The sequence below is a fragment of the Streptomyces sp. NPDC052910 genome (genome assembly GCF_055585605.1).
In genome coordinates, this window is the sequence record NZ_JBVJJR010000010.1 from 190680 (window position 1) to 205821 (window position 15142).

Here is a 15142-nt window from a genome sequence, read left to right on the forward strand (position 1 = left end):
GTACGCCGTACATTGCCCCCTATGCAGAACACCGACATCCTCGTTTCCGGCGGCGGCATCGCCGGACCCGCACTCGCGTACTGGCTACGCAGGGCGGGATTCTCCGTCACCGTCGTCGAAAGGGCTCCCGCCCCGCGTCCCGGCGGCCAGGCCGTGGACCTCCGCGGGGCCGGCCGCACCGTCGTGGAGCGGATGGGGCTCATGGAGGAGGCGCGGGCACTCGGCCTCGACCAGCGCGGTTTCGCGTACGTGGACGCCTCCGGCCGGATCTCCGCGCGGATGACGGCGGACAGCTTCGGTGGCGAGGGGATCATCTCCGAGATCGAGATCCTCCGCGGTGATCTCGCGCGCCTCCTGTACGAGGCCACCGGCCCCGGCCGGGACACCGAGTACCTCTTCGACGACACCGTCACGGAGCTCGCCCAGGACGAGACCGGGGTGACGGTCTCGTTCCGGTCCGCGGGCACCCGCCGGTTCGGGCTCGTCGTCGGGGCGGACGGCCCCCACTCGGCGGTGCGCGCGCTCGCGTTCGGGCCGGAGCACGCGTTCGTCCGGCCCCTGGGCCTGTACACGGCGTGGTTCACCGCCATGGGCGGCCCGGACCTCGACGGCTGGTTCATGATGCACAACGCGCCCGGCGGACGGGTCGTCTCCGCCCGGCCCGGCCGGCTCCCTGGCGAGATCAAGGCCGGCCTGAGCTTCCGCTCGCCGCCGCTCGCGGTCGGCCGACGGGACACCGCCGCCCAACAGCGGCTGCTGGCCGAACGCTTCACGGGGGTCGGCTGGGAGGCTGCGTACCTGGTGGGGGCGGCTCGGGAGGCACCCGACTTCTTCTTCGACTCGATGGGCCTGATACGCCTGGACCGGTGGTCCAGGGGCCGGGTGGTGCTGCTCGGCGACGCCGGGTACTGCCCGACGCCGCTCACCGGCCTGGGCACCAGCCTGGCGCTCGTCGGGGCGTACGTGCTGGCGGGCGAGCTGGCCGCGGCCGACGGCGACCACCGGGTGGCGTTCCCCCGCTACGACCGGGTGATGCGGCCCTACGTCGACCGGGCCCAGGAACTGCCACCGGGCGGTGCGGCGGGGTACGCGCCGTCGAGCGCGCTGGGCATCCGGCTGCGGAACTTCTCGATGCGGCAGATGAACCGCAGGCCGCTACGGACCCTGCTCGCCGCCCAGTTCGCCAAGGCGGGGGACATCGTCCTGCCCGAGTACCCACTCGCCGCGGCACGGTGACGTGTCGGGCGGGCAGCGTGCGCGGGCTTCGTCGCGGGGCCCGGCCGGTGGGTCCGGCCGGGTGGGGGTGTTCTAGCGGTGGCGCGCCGGGCGTTCGATGATGACGCAGTGGGTTTCCGACAGGACGGCGACGAGGCTGCCGCAGTTGTTGCTGTGGTCGACGGCGGTGCCGGAGAGGATGCCGGCCAGGACGCCGGTGAAGGTGTCGGTGTTGTGCGTGGGGGCATGGCCGCGGACGCTGTCGTTGCGGCAGTCGTGGGAAGACAGCACTCCGACGAGGTCCCGGCAGTTGTTGGACGAGTCGTCCGCCTGCGCGCTCGCCACCCCACTCGCCACACCCGACGCACCCACCACGTTCCGGCCGCCGTGCCGGCCGCCGTCGTCCGCCGACGCCGGGCCCGCGAGGGTGAGCAGGGCGGCGGCCATCGCGCCCGTCGCGACGCCGGTCCGGGCCAGAGCACGCATCATTCATCACTCCGTCATGAGGTCGTTTGATCCCACTACGCTCCGCCGGGTGGCGGATCCGTACGACCAACGGCGCACGGTTCATACGAGGAACGGACCACCGCGTCGACCCACCCGAAAGATGAAACCGCCCACGGATGATGACAATGGAGGGAGGAGCCCGGCTCCTGCCCGCCTACCGGCTCTCCATGGGAGCGGCACATGACGAACCCCGACCCATCGGCACGGCGCCTGCGCACCCGCGTGGACCTCCACGGCTCTCGCGCCGCCATCCGCCTCACGGGCGAGGTGGACCTCGGCACCGCGCCCGGACTGCGCCGCGCCATCGGTGCCTGCCTCGGGCAGCACCACCCGTGCGCCCTGGATCTGCACTTCGCCGAAGTGAGCTTCTGCGACTGCACCGGACTGAACGCCCTGCTGTGGGCGCGGCTGGAGGCCGCGGACGCCGGGACCGAGCTGGTGGTGCGGGGGCCCCTCCAGCGGGGCGTCGCCCGCCTCCTCTCGGTGACCGGCACCGGCGGGCTGCTCGGTGCCCCGCCGGCCGCCTGAGCGGGGACGGCTCCGCCGGCCCCCGCCCGGCCGCGCGCCTACGGGCCGGTGGGCACCCGGTAGACCACCAGCGCCTCGTTCTCCTTCTCCAGCGTCAGCCCGCCCGGCACCGGGGCGGTCTCGCCGTCGTACGCGAAGTGCGCGCCCGAATCCAGCCCGCCGATGCGCAGCCGCCGCAGGCGGGCCGTGCCGAGGACGGGGGTGCTGCGGATGCCGCCCGTCAGGGCCGCCGCCAGCAGGCGGGTGCGGGCCAGCCGGCCGGCGGAGACGATACGGACGTCCAGCACACCGTCGGCGAGGTCGTGCCGGCGCACCGGGGCCGCGCCGAGGCCGCGGTAGGTGCAGTTGCCGGCGAAGACCGTCCACACCCGCTGCCGCCGGCCGTTGATCTCCACGGTGACGGGCCGGCCGGTCCGCAGGACGTGCACGGCGGCGAGGATCCCGGCGGGCCAGGCGCCGATGCGGGAGGCCCACCGTTCCCGGATCCGGACGAGCTCCGGATAGGCGCCGACGCTGAACGTGTTCAGGAACCACCGTTCGTCGCGTTCCATGCCACCCCGGATCCGCACCATGTCGACGGCGACCGCCTCCCCGCACTCGACGGCCCGGCAGGCGTCGCCGAGGGTCTCGATGCCCAGGTCGTAGGCGAAGTGGTTGTGCGTGCCGCCGGGCAGGACGGCCAGCGGCAGCCCGTGCCGCCGGGCGACGGCCGCGGCGGCGTTGACGGTGCCGTCGCCGCCCAGGATGCCGAGCGCACCCCCGAGCTCCCGGGCCCGTTCCGCCCCTTTCTCCAGGGCCTCCCCTAGCGAGGGGCCGGGCCCGTCGGGGCCGGTGCGGACGGTCACGAACTCGGCGCGCGGCAGCACGGAGCGCAGGGGGTCGGCGACGTCCGGCCGTTCGGTCAGCCGCTGGCCCGATCCGGGGTTCGCCACCACGACCAGGCCCGCGCCCTCCGGGAGGGCGGGGGCGTCCGCCTGCGGCCGGGCGGGCGGCGCGAGCTGCTGTCGCGTGGGGACCAGGCCGCGCACGGCGAAGGCGGCACCCGCGCCGAGCGCGGCGCCGACCAGCACGTCACCCGGGTAGTGCACGCCCGTGTAGACGCGGGAGAAGCAGACGGACGCCGCGAGCGGCGCCAGGGCGAGGCCCCAGCCGGGGTTCTCCAGGGCGACGCCCGTGGCGAAGGCCGCGGCGGAGGCCGAGTGGCCGGAGGGGAAGGACGTGGTGATCGGCTGGTGGGCCAGCCGTCGGACGAGGGGGACGACGTCCATCAGGGGCCGTGCGCGGCGTACCGACCGTTTGCCGAGCGTGTTCACCGTGGCCGAGGCCACGGCGAGCGACGCGGCGCCCCGCAGGGCCGCCCGGCGGGCCGGCCTGCCGCCCAGCACCACGGCGCCGGCCGCGAGGCCGAACCACAGCAGGCCCCGGTCGGCGCTGCGCGACAACCGGGGCAGTACACGGTCGGCGCCGGGCCAGTGCCGGGTCGCCACCGCGCGGAAGGCCGCTTCGTCCCATGAGCTCACCGCTTTGCGCATGCGCCACGACTACCCCGGCGGAAGACGATGATGCGGACACGCCGGAGGGCGGCGGCACCCTTTCGCGGTGCCGCCGCCCTCCGGCGTGGTTTTCCGTCTTCTCCGTCAGTAGGCGGAATTGACGTTGTCCATCGAGCCGTACTTGTCGGCCGCGTAATTGCAGGACGCGACGATGTTGGCGACCGGGTCCCAGATGTCCCAGGACGTGCCCTCCACGTGATACGCCTTGAACGTCGGGTCGATGATCTGCAGCAGACCCTTCGACGGCACACCGTTCACCGCGTTGACATCCCAGTCGTTGATCGCACGCGGGTTACCGGTCGACTCCCGCATGATGTTGCGCTTCACACCGTCATACGAGGCCGGGATGCCCTTGGCCTTCATGATGTCCAGCGCCTGCGAGATCCAGCCCTCCAGGTCGTCCGCGTACGCCTTCGGCGCCGCGGCGGCGGGCTTGCGGACGGGCTCGCGGGTGGTGGAACGGTTCGCCGCCTGCTTCCCGGCACGCTCCTTCTCCGCCTTCGCCTTCGCCTCGGTGCCGGCCTTCGCCTTCGCCGCCGCCTCGGCCTTCGCCCGCGCGGCCGCCTCGTCCGACGTGTGCGCCGCCTCGCCCTGGCCCTGACCCGCGAACGCCGTGGCCTCGAACGCCACCGGCTTCACGGACACCGACTGCGTGTCCGCGACGGCCGTACCACCGGAGACCACCGCGAACGCGACCGCGGCGGCACCCGCGGCACCGAGACCGGCGGCGGAGAACTTGTGGACCTTCGACAGACGGGTATAGCCGGAGTGAGTGGAGCGCATATCGAACCGAACCTCTTTCTCTCGCGAAAGCCGCAGCACACCGAAACCCGAAACGAAACCGAACCCGGCGCGAAAAGAAGCGCCGTTCCCAGCACGGCGCCCTGCGACTCACCCATTGATAGCGGCCCGGAAAACCCCTGCCAAGCACTGTGACCTACTCCCCCACCTCGTTCACCACCCGCCAAACCCCCGCACATCCCGCGGGAAATGCGCACCCCACAGCACTAAAGGGCTTCGTATGTGATCGGGGCCCTATGCCCGGCCTCACACGCCGAGCCCCCGCGTCTCACGCTGGGCGAGGGTGCGCATACGCGGCGCGGGTGGCGGAGCCACGGCCGTCGGCTCCGAGGGTCCTCCCACCCCGCGTGACCCCGTTCACGTCCGCCCGCGTGCGGTGCCACACGACGGCGCGTTCCTGGCCCGTGCGCCAACTCGCCGCTTCGTCGCGCCGGTTGCGGCGCATCGGCCGGAGCGGAGCGGGCATGCGGTCCGGTGCCCACCGGCGGCACGGAGCCGGCAGCGATGGGCATCAACGGCACGGACGGCATGGACGGTTGTGAAACCGGGAGGTGAACGATGCTCTGGTGGGGCTGGCTGATCATTGCGGCCGTGGGCCTGCTCATCGTGGCCGGCGCCCTGGTGGGCGTGCAGGCGCGGAGGCGGTCCGGAACGGTGATCGTGGTCCGGCGTGGGCAGCGGGCGGGCAGGGGAGGCACGCGGTGGAATCGCTGATGCTCGCCTCCGAGCTGGCCAAGCGGCCGGTGGTGACCCTGGGTGGAGAGGCCGTCGCGGAGATCAAGGACACGGTCTTCGACGGCACGGCGGGACAGATCACCGGATTCACGCTGAACGGGCGCGGCCTGCTGGCCGGGCCGCTCAAGCAGAGTTTGCCGTGGTCCTCGGTGCACGCTTTGGGCCGGCACGCCGTGATGATCCCGGGGCGGGAGGCGCTGGCCGAGCCGGCGGCCGTCGTGGCCTCGGGCGAGGCGGCGCACGGCGCGGTGCCGGGGGCGAAGGTGCTGACGGACGAGGGTGTCGAGGCCGGGAGCGTGCTGGACGTGGTGGTGGCTCCGGATGGCCGGGTGGTCGGGTTCCGGATCTCCGCCACCGAGGCGTTCGTCCACCGGGAGCACGGGCGGAACAGCGTCTTCGTGCCCCGGGGGGAGGCGCTCGCGGTGTCGGGGCGGGCGCTGGTGGTGCCCTCCGACGCGTCCCACTTCGTGGCGGACGACCTGCCCAGTTTCACCACGCAGGTCGAGATCTTCGCCGCCAGGGCGGCGACCGCCGGGCCGCGGGCGGACGCCGCGGCGGAAGGGAAGGAGCACCTGTGATGATGCTGTTCAGCGGGACGAAGGGGCTGCCCGTCGTGACGGCGGACGAGGCCGCTGAGCTCGGGACGGTCGAGGCGCTGGCCGTCGAGGCGCCGCTGGGGCTGATCGGGCATCTGCGGCTGTCCGGCGGCCCGGCCCGCAGGGGCCGGGCCTGGCTGCCGTGGAGTCTGGTGCGGGCGGTGGGTCCGGACGCGGTGATCGTCCGCTCGGCCGCGGAACCGGTGGTGTCACAGGAACCCGACCACCACGAGCTCCTCGGCAGCCGGGTCCTCACCGACCGGGGGGACGAGCACGGCACCGTCAAGGACGTCGCCTTCGACCCCGCGACCGGGCGCATCGGGACCGTGCACACCACTCAGGGGAACGTGTCCGGGCACCGGCTGCTCGGGCTGGGCGACTACGCGCTGGTGATCCGCGCGGAGTGACCGGCCGGCCGGCTTTCGAGCCGGGCGGCCCGGTCCGCCGTCCGGCGTACCGGTCGGCCCACCGGCGTGACGGACGGGACCGGCGAGGTCACCGGGACCGCCTGGCGGGGCAGGACGGCGTCGACGGAAGCCCCGGCGCCCGCCACGGGGTCGGGGGCGTCGGCCAGCCGGCGGCGGGCCGCCCGCAGGGCGTCGGCGATGTCGCGGGTACCGGTGGACACGCACAGGGTGTAGGTCACGTCCGCGAGCTGCCGCCGGATCGCCGGGTCCGCCGGACGTGCGGTCGCGGAACGCTGCAGCGCCGTGTGGCGCTCGACGAGGTCGCGGAGAACGGCGGGGTGGGCGAGCAGCATGGATTCCTCCCGGAAGAGCGTGAGCAGGCGTACCGACCAGCACGCGCCTGCCCCGGATTACGCCACTCATTCCGTTTCGGTTCGCCGGTGCCCTCCGCTTCCCCCCGGGTCCGGTTTTCCCGCCGCCGTCCCGGGAGTCTCTTCCGCCTCCCCGGCGCGTTCTTCGCTCCGCGTTCCCGTACGCCCCGTGGAGGAGCGAGATGCGCGACCGTCGAGGGTGGTGACGGGCATCAGTTCCGCCCGCGCGGATACACGCACCGGTATGACCGGGGAACTCGCAGCCGTGGAAGAACTGTTGACGGGGGCGCGTACGCGCCGCCAGGTGGCCCGCGCCTACCGGCGGATCCGGGCGGGTGACGGGCCGGGACGGGACGGGCCGTACGCCCGCGGTGCCGCGGCCGGGTACCGGTGGGCGCTGGGCGCGCCCGGCGGGGCGCCCGTCACCGGCGCCACGCTCGTCGGCGGCGTCGACATGGAGACGCTCATGGCCGAAGTGGACGCGGCCGTGGTGCAGCTCGACGATCCCGCCCTGCCGCCCGGCGCCGCCCTGTTCACCCAGGGCGCGCACGACGCGCTGGCCTGGGTGTGCGGCATCAGCGACGACTGCCCCTGACGCTCCGCCCGCGGCGCACCGCTCCGCCGTCACGGCATCTTGGCCGCCCGCGCCTTCGCGTCGAGCAGGTCGCCGTAGCCCGCGCCGGTCCAGACGTACCGGCGGAACGCGTCCGGTGTCACGAGGCTCGGCCACGGTGTGCCGGTGGGGTGGAAGACGCCTCCGCAGGTGTAGCAGTAGCGCGCGTCTCCGACGAGTTCGGCGGCCCGGGCGGCGCCGGCCCGAACCCGGCGGAGGTCGCGGTTCTGGGCGCGGATGAAGACGATCAGGCCCGCGATGACGAGTGCCGCGACGACCGCGCCGATGACTTCGGGCCTCGGCCAGCCCCACTTGTCGGCGAAGGAGAACCCGGCGACACCGGCCACCGCCGCCAGCACCGTCCCTTCGACGGAGTCCCAGCAACCGCTGCCTTCGAGGGCGGGCTCGGTCGCGAGTCTGCGGTTCAGGTCGTCACGGAACGAGCGTTTGCCCGCCCGCGCCTCCGCCACGGGCGCGTTGTCCCCCGTCGCGCAGTGGGGGCAGGGGAAGGCGTGCTCACCTGTCTTGTCGGCCGGGTAGTCGTGGGTCATGCCCACATAGTGGCGACGCCCCGTCGGGTCCCGGCGACCGGGGTCCCTTCACCCGGACCAGGGGCCCGAACCGCCGGTTCCGGGACCCGCGTCCGGGTTCCGGCCGACGTGCGGGAACCGTCCGTGGCAGCGGACGGTTCCCGACGGCCGCGGCCGTGCCGGAGTCGTCTCGGTCGTCGGTCGCGGTCCTCGTGATCAGTCGCGGTCCTCGTAACGGGCCAGTGCCAGACCGAGGGTGAAGAACGTCGGCGCCCACTCGCCGACGAAGATGCCCCAGCGGTCGGCTCGGGCGGTGCCGGCGCTCTCCGCCTTCAGCGACCCGGCCCAGGCCACCACCGTCAGCGCGATGGAGCCGAAGGCCATGCAGTAGGCGTGCTCGCTCCGCAGGCCGGCTTCGTGCAGTTTCTGGACGATCATGCTCCTTCACCCTTTCGTCGGGGGACGTCGAGATCGTCGTTCCAGCGTGCACGCCCACCCTCAGGGCCGCATCTCGGGCGGGGCGGAGCCCCTTGCGCGGCACACGGCGACACGCCGAGGGAACCGCCGACAACAGCTCGTATTGCACGGTTTCTGAACAATACGGCAGCAATCCCGTATGAAAGTTAAATCAAACTTACGCCGATCTTTACACTGTTCCGATCTTCCTTCCGGCAAGCGGTACACGTCCAGCACGCCGTCGGCCACCGTCGGACAGCCACAGCGGTACGCCCAGCGGGCCGGGGCCACCGGACGGAAGCGGCAGCGGTGCCGGGCCGGCCCGGCGGCCCAGCCGGGGGCCGGGACCGGCACGGTCTCGGAGCGCGCTCCGCGGTGCCGGCCGGTGTCGGCGCCGGGTCAGAGCCGCTCGAAGACCAGGTGGCTCCAGGTCACTTCCGTCCGCCCGAGCGGATCCGTGTTCCGTGCGCGGTGGACGGTGGCGAGTCCGCACCGGCGTGCCAGGGCGGCCGTCTCGTCGGCCGTGACGGGGAACATGCGCCGGCCCTCCGGGACGGGCCCGTGCCGGAGGGAGAGGGCGACCCGGCCGCCGGGTACGACGAGTCGGCCGACGGCCGGCATGGCCGCCGAGCGTTCGGCCTCGTCCAGGTGCATCCACACGGCGGTCAGCAGGACCAGGTCGAACCGCCGTTCTCGCAGGGACCGCAGCTCGGGCAGCGCGTCGTCCACCCACTCGATCTCCCGGTCCGCGTGCAGGCGCCGGCCCACCGCGCGGAATCCGGCCGTGGGCTCCACGGCGACGACGCGGTGCCCGAACCCGGCCAGCGCGGCGGCGTCCCGTCCGCTGCCCGCCCCGATGTCGAGTACCGTTCCCGGGAGTTGGGGGAACAGGTGCAGCACCTCGCGGTGTACCTCGGCGAATTCCACGCCCTCGTACTGCGCGGCGAGCGTTTCCGCTGCTTCGCCGTAACCGGCGGCGCCGGGCACGGGGAGGGGTCCGGGGGGCGTCTCGTGATGCACAGCCGCACTCTAGAGGATGAGGCGGGACACGGGCGGCGGCTCACGCTCCGCCCCCCCGTCCGGTTTCGCCGGCGTCGGCGGTGGGCGGCCGGCGCTTCTCGCGCCTTCCGGGCCGTCGGGGCCGTCGGGGCCGTCGGGGCCGCTCACCGCGGTGAGCGGTCCCGACGGCAGGCTCCCGGACAGGTCGTGGGTGACGAAGTCGTACACGTGGTCCGGCGTGCGTCGGCGGGGCCGGACCGCGCGCCGCGCTCCTGCGCGTACGCCGCCGTCACCGACGTCCGGCACCCATCCGCCGGCTACCGGCGTCGTCACGTGGCCGCCGCGCTTCCCCGTCCCTCGGGGCGCCGTGGGACGCGGGCGGCCCCGGACCGCGTACCCGTCCGCACCGTCGCACGGCCGGAGGGGAAGCGGTCGGCCGGACGCGGCGGTCAAATGACCTGGCGGTACCGGGCGTTGAGTCGGTCGTCCCGGTCTGTCAGCCGTAGGAGATGCGGGAGCAGATGTCGTCGTCGGCGGAGCGGGCCTCTTCGGCCACCCGTGAGGGCACCGCGGCGGGCGTCGACGCGGACGGCGAGGGGGCGGGTCGCGCGGTGCGGGAGGAGGCGTAGGAGGTGCCCAGGACGACATCGATTCCGGGGACGGACGAGGGCCGCAGTTCCGCGCCCGGGAAGCGGTCGGCGACGGTCCGCGCGCGGTCGCGCAGGCCCGGGCCGTAGGTGACGACGGTCGTCCGCCCGGCGTCGGCCGCCGTCCGTTCGCGGGGCGGGGCGTCGCCGGTGCCGCTGACCGTGAAGCCCGCGGCGCGCAGCGCGCCGGCGGCCTGGGCGGCCAAGCCCGGCACGGCCGTTCCGTTGTGGACGCTCACGCTGATCCCTGCGCCCGGGGAGGGCGACGAGGAGGGTTCCGGGTGCCGGGAGGCACCGGCGGGCGGGCTCCCGCCGTCGGTCGCCTTGCCGTCGAGGGTGCGGTCGTGCCGGAGCGCGTCCCACAGGGCGTCGGCGTCCGGCTGGACGACCGCCACCCGGTTGCCCTGGTAACGCCAGGGCAGTGTCACGAACTTGGTGTCGTGCAGATCCACGTCTTTGAGCGACATGGCGAAGGAGAGCAGCTTCCGCGCCGAGTCGAGGCCCGGGTCGACGGTCAGGGAGCGGGTGGCGGCATCGGCCAGCGGCAGCAGTGTGGTGGGGTCGAAGCCCTCGCCCTTGACCTTCTTGATGAGGGCGGCGACGAAGGCCTGTTGACGCCGGATCCGCCCGATGTCGGAGCCGTCGCCCAGGCCGTGGCGGAGCCGTACGTAGTCCAGGGCCTTCCGCCCCGACACGGTCTGCGGCCCCTTGGCGAAGATGCGCGCGCCGCGTGATCCGCGGTGGGGGTCGAGGTCCCCCTCGTAGACGTCGCCGGGCAGGCACACCCGCACTCCGCCGACGGCGGAGGTCATGGCGGCGAACCCCGCGAAGTCGACGACGACGGTGTGGTCGACGCGGAGACCGGTGAGCTTCTCCACCGTGTTCTGGGTGCAGGCGGGGTTGCCCTTGGCCGTCAGCCCCACGGAGAAGGCGGAGTTGAACATGGCGCCGGACTTCGCTTCGGTCCACGTCCCGTCCGGCAGCCGGCAGGGCGGGATGTCGACCAGGGTGTCCCGCGGGATCGACACCGCGACGGCGTGTCTCCGGTCGGCGTACACGTGCAGGAGGAACGCGGTGTCGGAGCGCCCGACGTCCCCCTCTCCCCCGCCGAGCGCGCTGTTGGCCCCGGACCGTGAATCCGATCCGATGACGAGCACGTTGCGGCCGCCCTGCCCTCCGGCGGGGCGGTTCTTGGACAGTCCTCCGGCGTCGAAGCTGTCGATGTTTCCGTCCAGGCGGCAGTAGAACCACACGCCTCCCGCGAGCAGCAGGAGCACGCAGACTCCGGCCGTGACCGACAGGACGCGTATCCGGCCGCGCCGCCGCCGCTTCAACCGTGTGCTCCGCCGGGCGCCATGACGCCCGGCACCGGGGGTGCGCGTCATGTGTGCGCCTTCATCCACAATTTCATGGTTGCGCAATATAGCAAGTGTGTGAGGCGGCGCGATCGGGCGGCGCCCGGGCGACCGGCGCGCCTCCGCACGGCACGGGCGCGGGACTTCGCCGGGCGGCCTGATGGGTAGGCATTTCCCGGGCGGGCCGCTCACCGGGCCGTGTTCCGGAAGAGAAGCCTCCGAGCGGCCCGCACAGGACATTCCGGGACGGACCGCCGGCCGCTTCCGTCCCCCACCGCCCGCGATGCGCCGCCCCCTTGCCCACCACCCGCCGCGACGACGAGGACCGCGCATGCCGAGCACCGACCCCACGCGGACCGAAGACCGAGCCGACTTCGAGCAGGTCCTCGAGCAGGGCCTCGACTCCCCCCGGATCGCCGAGGCGCTCCGGGCCGCGAACACCGTCACCAGCGACCAACTCCGCGCCTGGGCCCTGGAGTCGCGCGCGGCCATCGCCGCCGCCGCGATCCCCGAGTACCGCACGTACCTCGAACTGCGCTCGGCACGGCACCGGACGACACCGTCGCGACTCGGGAACGGGCTCGGCGCGCTGGCCGTTCTCGTCCCGGCCCTCGCGGCCACCGCGGCGGGGGCCTTCCTCGTCCTGGGGTACGGCTTCCGCCTCCTGGGCGTCCAGGCGCGGCTCGCGCGCGGACTGCAGGCCGCCGGCTGGCTGGCGATGGCGGTCGCAGCGGCGGCGGTCCTCATCGGGATCGTCGGGGTGCTCGTGACCGCCGTGCGCCACCGCACGGCGCGCCCGGCGTCTTCGGGCGGCGAACGCGTGGCGGAGGCCCGGGCCGCCTGGCAACGGGCCCTACTGGAGCGCGGGGTCCTGCCGTTCCTCCGCCATCAGATCGAGGAGGCGGGCCGGCCGGAGTGACAGAGTCCGGCTTCCCGCTCGCGCACCATCCGCGCCTCGTCGATTTCTTGCTTGCGCAATTGCGAAACTATAGGGTCCGATCCGGGGTTGCCCTCAACGCCGGCCCGGCCGGCCGGCAACCCGGCCGATCACCACCCACCTGGAGGAAGTTCATGGCAGTGACCCTGGCCAAGGGCGGCAACGTCTCGCTGACCAAGGAGGCGCCGGGCCTGACCGCCGTCACCGTCGGACTCGGCTGGGACGTCCGCACCACGACCGGTGCCGACTACGACCTGGACGCCTCCGCCCTGCTGTGTGACGCCGGCGGCAAGGTGCCGTCGGACCGGCACTTCGTATTCTTCAACAACCTGCGCAGCCCCGAGGGTTCGGTCGTCCACTCCGGCGACAACCTGACCGGCGGCGGGGACGGCGACGACGAGCAGGTCGAGGTCGACCTGGCCTCGGTCCCGGCGGAGGTCGAGAAGATAGTCTTCCCCGTCTCCATCTACGACGCCGCTCAGCGTGGCCAGAGCTTCGGCCAGGTCCGCAACGCCTTCATCCGCGTGGTGAACCGGGCCGACGGCCGCGAACTCGCCCGGTACGACCTGACGGAGGACGCCTCCACCGAAACCGCCATGGTGTTCGGTGAGCTCTACCGCCACGGCCCGGAGTGGAAGTTCCGCGCGATCGGACAGGGCTACGCCTCGGGGCTCGCGGGCATCGCCCAGGATTACGGCGTCAAGGTCTGATCGCGAGGCCGCCGGGACCTGGCCACGAGCCGGCCGGGACCTAATCACGAGACTGCCGAAACCTGGTCAGGAGACTGCCGGTCACCGCCGGCGGGGCGGGTGCGGGGAGATGCGGGACCCGCGCATCAGGGACGAACCAGGGTTCCGGTCAGGGTGATCACGGATAGGCACGGGCCCCCGGGTGCGGCAGAGTCGGTCGTGCCGCCATGGCATCGCCGACGCCGCACCCAAGGAGCAGCCGTGCGCACCGACCGACCCACTTCGCCCCTGGAGACGCCATGACCACCGCCCTTCTCGTGATGGACGTCCAACGGGCCATCGTGGACATGGCCGTCGACGACCCCGGTTACCTGCCCCGCGTGCGCCGGGCGATCGACGGCGCCCGGGCGGCGGGCATTCCCGTGATCTACGTGGTCATCGCGCTGCGCCCCGGCTTCCCGGAGGTCGGTACGCGCAACAGGCCCCTCGCCGCCATCGCCGAGGCCGGCCTCTTCGTGGAGGGCGCCCCGGGCACCGAGGTCCACCCGGAGATCGCGCCCCGGCCCGGCGACGTGGTGGTCACGAAGAGACGGGCGAGCGCGTTCTCGGGCAGCGACCTGGAGGTGCTGCTGAGAGCGCGCGGGATCGACGGTCTCGTCCTCGCCGGCATAGCCACCAGCGCCGTGGTGCTGTCGACGCTGTGCCAGGCGAACGACATGGACTTCGGCCTCACCGTCCTCTCCGACGCCTGCGCGGACCTCGATCCGGAGCTGCACCGGGTCCTCGTCGAGCGGCTGTTCCCGCAGTGGGCGGACGTCGTCACCGTCGACGACTGGCTGAAGGGGATCGCGTCGTGACGGCAGCGGATCGCGACGCGGCCGAACCGCCGCTCCGACAGCAGTTGCGCAGCCCTCCTCGCATGCCGGGCACAAGGCCGCTCGAGCGGTACGCGGAACACGACGCCACCCCTTTCGTCGTGAGCGAATTGCACATGAGGGACGCGGCCACGGCGTCGGAGGTCCGTCGCGTCGGTCTCCGCGCCTACGCGGTCGAAGCCGAGCTGATCGGCTTCGAGGACATTCCCGCGTTGCGGGAGAGCCTGGAGGAGATGCGGGCGCGACCTCTGCGGTGGCTCGGCGCGGTCGCCGACGACGGCCGGGTCGCCGCGTTCGTCGCCTGGCGGGAGCCGGGCGGGGAAGCGGCCGTCGACATCGACCGTGTGTGCGTCGATCCCGCCTGGTTCCGCCGTGGACTGGCGTCGCGCCTGCTCCGTCATCTGCTGACGGAACGGGTACCGGGCCGCGACGTGCTGGTGAGTACGGGTGCGGACAACCACCCGGCCATCGCGCTCTACCGCCGGCTCGGCTTCGCCTGCGTCGCCGCTCGGGAACCGGTGCCAGGGCTGCGCGTCGCCTGCTTCCAACTGCGGAACCGGTGACTCAGGGCAGTGATTCCAGGCGTAGTACTCTGACCGGAGTGGTCCATTCCCAGCACTGCAACCGGAGCGTCTCATGGCACGCCGTAACGACCAGCGCCGCGCCGCCCTCGTCGACGCCGCGATCGAAGTGCTGGCCCGGGAGGGGGCGCGGGGACTGACATTCCGGGCCGTCGACGTCGAGGCGGCCGTGCCCGCCGGCACCGCGTCCAACTACTTCGCCAACCGGGACGACCTGCTCACCCAGGCCGGCGCCCGTGTTTACGAGCGGCTCCGGCCCGACGAGGCTACGATCGCCCGTCAGCGGACGGCAGGCCGTGACCGGGAGACCTACACGGAACTCATGCGGGAAGTCGTCGGCCGCGTGGCCTCCTTCCGCACCGGCTACCTGGCGCTGCTCGAACTGCGCCTGGAGGCCACCCGCCGCCCCGAGTTGCGCAGGATCCTCACCGAGCGGGTCCGGGCCGACATCGACGCCAACCTCGCCTACCACGAAGCCTCCGGCCTCCCCGGCGACGCCCTGGCCGTCAAGCTGCTCATCGCGGCGTTGAACTGGCTGATCGTCGAACAGCTCACCCTGCCCGACGTCTTCACGGAGGAGGAGCGCGAGGAGCTGGTGAAGGCCGCGGTGGAGCGCATCGTGGCGGAGTAGGACGAGCGCGTGGTGGGCGCGGCCGGACGAGAGGGACCCGGGGCCGCGGTCGGGCGAGAAAAACGGGCGAGAAACATACGGATGCTTCCGCGGTCACCACCGGGTAGCGTGCCGGC

At 73.3% G+C, this 15142-nt stretch carries 18 protein-coding genes; 10 read left to right on the forward strand and 8 right to left on the reverse strand.

Annotation, left to right across the window (positions count from 1 at the left end; all coding sequences use genetic code 11):
* Positions 1 to 21: 21 nt before the first annotated feature.
* Positions 22 to 1236, forward strand: a complete 1215-nt coding sequence (locus tag ACZ6X9_RS29065; RefSeq protein WP_469780984.1) for an FAD-dependent monooxygenase — start codon at positions 22 to 24, stop codon at positions 1234 to 1236.
* A 72-nt stretch (positions 1237 to 1308) separates the two neighbouring features.
* Here ACZ6X9_RS29065 and ACZ6X9_RS29070 read toward each other — a convergent pair whose 3' ends face one another.
* Positions 1309 to 1704: a hypothetical protein gene (locus ACZ6X9_RS29070; RefSeq protein ID WP_469780985.1), complete on the reverse strand. Its 396-nt coding sequence runs from the start codon at positions 1702 to 1704 to the stop codon at positions 1309 to 1311.
* Positions 1705 to 1902: 198 nt separating this feature from the next.
* On the opposite strand from ACZ6X9_RS29070, the gene ACZ6X9_RS29075 reads away from it, so the two are divergent.
* Entirely contained in the window at positions 1903 to 2250 is a 348-nt protein-coding gene (locus ACZ6X9_RS29075; protein ID WP_469780986.1) for an STAS domain-containing protein, read from the forward strand.
* Positions 2251 to 2288: 38 nt separating this feature from the next.
* Here the strand turns inward: ACZ6X9_RS29075 and ACZ6X9_RS29080 are convergent, their stop codons facing one another.
* Both ACZ6X9_RS29080 and ACZ6X9_RS29085 read right to left on the reverse strand, forming a co-directional pair.
* A complete protein-coding gene (locus tag ACZ6X9_RS29080) occupies positions 2289 to 3782 on the reverse strand; it encodes a phosphatase PAP2 family protein (RefSeq protein ID WP_469780987.1) in 1494 nt (497 codons plus the stop codon).
* Between the two features lie 105 nt (positions 3783 to 3887).
* Positions 3888 to 4586, reverse strand: coding sequence for a transglycosylase SLT domain-containing protein (locus ACZ6X9_RS29085; protein WP_469780988.1), 699 nt, complete (start codon positions 4584 to 4586; stop codon positions 3888 to 3890).
* Positions 4587 to 5305: 719 nt separating this feature from the next.
* Here ACZ6X9_RS29085 and ACZ6X9_RS29090 point away from each other — a divergent pair.
* On the forward strand, positions 5306 to 5917 hold the full coding sequence (locus ACZ6X9_RS29090) for a PRC-barrel domain-containing protein (protein ID WP_469780989.1): 612 nt from the start codon (positions 5306 to 5308) through the stop codon (positions 5915 to 5917).
* The gene (locus ACZ6X9_RS29095) at positions 5917 to 6342 is read left to right on the forward strand and encodes a PRC-barrel domain-containing protein (protein ID WP_469780990.1); all 426 of its coding nucleotides are present in this window, start codon (positions 5917 to 5919) and stop codon (positions 6340 to 6342) included. Before ACZ6X9_RS29090 ends, ACZ6X9_RS29095 begins: the two co-directional genes overlap by 1 nt.
* Here the strand turns inward: ACZ6X9_RS29095 and ACZ6X9_RS29100 are convergent.
* Positions 6315 to 6695 carry a DUF5133 domain-containing protein gene (locus ACZ6X9_RS29100; RefSeq protein ID WP_469780991.1) on the reverse strand — a complete coding sequence of 127 codons (381 nt, stop codon included), beginning with the start codon at positions 6693 to 6695 and terminating at the stop codon, positions 6315 to 6317. The genes ACZ6X9_RS29095 and ACZ6X9_RS29100 overlap by 28 nt on opposite strands.
* Positions 6696 to 6957: 262 nt before the next feature.
* On the opposite strand from ACZ6X9_RS29100, the gene ACZ6X9_RS29105 reads away from it, so the two are divergent.
* Positions 6958 to 7308, forward strand: coding sequence for a hypothetical protein (locus tag ACZ6X9_RS29105; RefSeq protein ID WP_469780992.1), 351 nt, complete (start codon positions 6958 to 6960; stop codon positions 7306 to 7308).
* 29 nt (positions 7309 to 7337) lie between these two features.
* Here the strand turns inward: ACZ6X9_RS29105 and ACZ6X9_RS29110 are convergent, their stop codons facing one another.
* The 4 genes from ACZ6X9_RS29110 to ACZ6X9_RS29125 all read right to left on the reverse strand — a co-directional run bounded on the left by ACZ6X9_RS29110 (position 7338) and on the right by ACZ6X9_RS29125 (position 11343).
* Positions 7338 to 7877, reverse strand: a complete 540-nt coding sequence (locus ACZ6X9_RS29110) for a hypothetical protein (RefSeq protein ID WP_469780993.1) — start codon at positions 7875 to 7877, stop codon at positions 7338 to 7340.
* A gap of 195 nt (positions 7878 to 8072) precedes the next feature.
* Positions 8073 to 8294 carry a hypothetical protein gene (locus ACZ6X9_RS29115; RefSeq protein ID WP_185943109.1) on the reverse strand — a complete coding sequence of 74 codons (222 nt, stop codon included), beginning with the start codon at positions 8292 to 8294 and terminating at the stop codon, positions 8073 to 8075.
* 417 nt (positions 8295 to 8711) lie between these two features.
* Entirely contained in the window at positions 8712 to 9332 is a 621-nt protein-coding gene (locus ACZ6X9_RS29120) for a class I SAM-dependent methyltransferase (protein WP_469780994.1), read from the reverse strand.
* A gap of 475 nt (positions 9333 to 9807) precedes the next feature.
* Entirely contained in the window at positions 9808 to 11343 is a 1536-nt protein-coding gene (locus ACZ6X9_RS29125; RefSeq protein ID WP_469780995.1) for an LCP family protein, read from the reverse strand.
* 301 nt (positions 11344 to 11644) lie between these two features.
* On the opposite strand from ACZ6X9_RS29125, the gene ACZ6X9_RS29130 reads away from it, so the two are divergent.
* The 5 genes from ACZ6X9_RS29130 to ACZ6X9_RS29150 all read left to right on the forward strand — a co-directional run bounded on the left by ACZ6X9_RS29130 (position 11645) and on the right by ACZ6X9_RS29150 (position 15026).
* Positions 11645 to 12232 carry a hypothetical protein gene (locus ACZ6X9_RS29130; RefSeq protein ID WP_469780996.1) on the forward strand — a complete coding sequence of 196 codons (588 nt, stop codon included), beginning with the start codon at positions 11645 to 11647 and terminating at the stop codon, positions 12230 to 12232.
* Positions 12233 to 12384: 152 nt separating this feature from the next.
* Positions 12385 to 12960 (forward strand): TerD family protein, encoded by a 576-nt coding sequence (locus ACZ6X9_RS29135; RefSeq protein ID WP_469780997.1) that lies wholly within the window; start codon positions 12385 to 12387, stop codon positions 12958 to 12960.
* Between the two features lie 278 nt (positions 12961 to 13238).
* Positions 13239 to 13796: a cysteine hydrolase family protein gene (locus ACZ6X9_RS29140; protein ID WP_469780998.1), complete on the forward strand. Its 558-nt coding sequence runs from the start codon at positions 13239 to 13241 to the stop codon at positions 13794 to 13796.
* A gap of 119 nt (positions 13797 to 13915) precedes the next feature.
* Positions 13916 to 14377 carry a GNAT family N-acetyltransferase gene (locus tag ACZ6X9_RS29145; protein ID WP_469780999.1) on the forward strand — a complete coding sequence of 154 codons (462 nt, stop codon included), beginning with the start codon at positions 13916 to 13918 and terminating at the stop codon, positions 14375 to 14377.
* Positions 14378 to 14450: 73 nt separating this feature from the next.
* On the forward strand, positions 14451 to 15026 hold the full coding sequence (locus tag ACZ6X9_RS29150) for a TetR/AcrR family transcriptional regulator (RefSeq protein ID WP_469781000.1): 576 nt from the start codon (positions 14451 to 14453) through the stop codon (positions 15024 to 15026).
* The last annotated feature ends 116 nt before the right edge of the window (positions 15027 to 15142 follow it).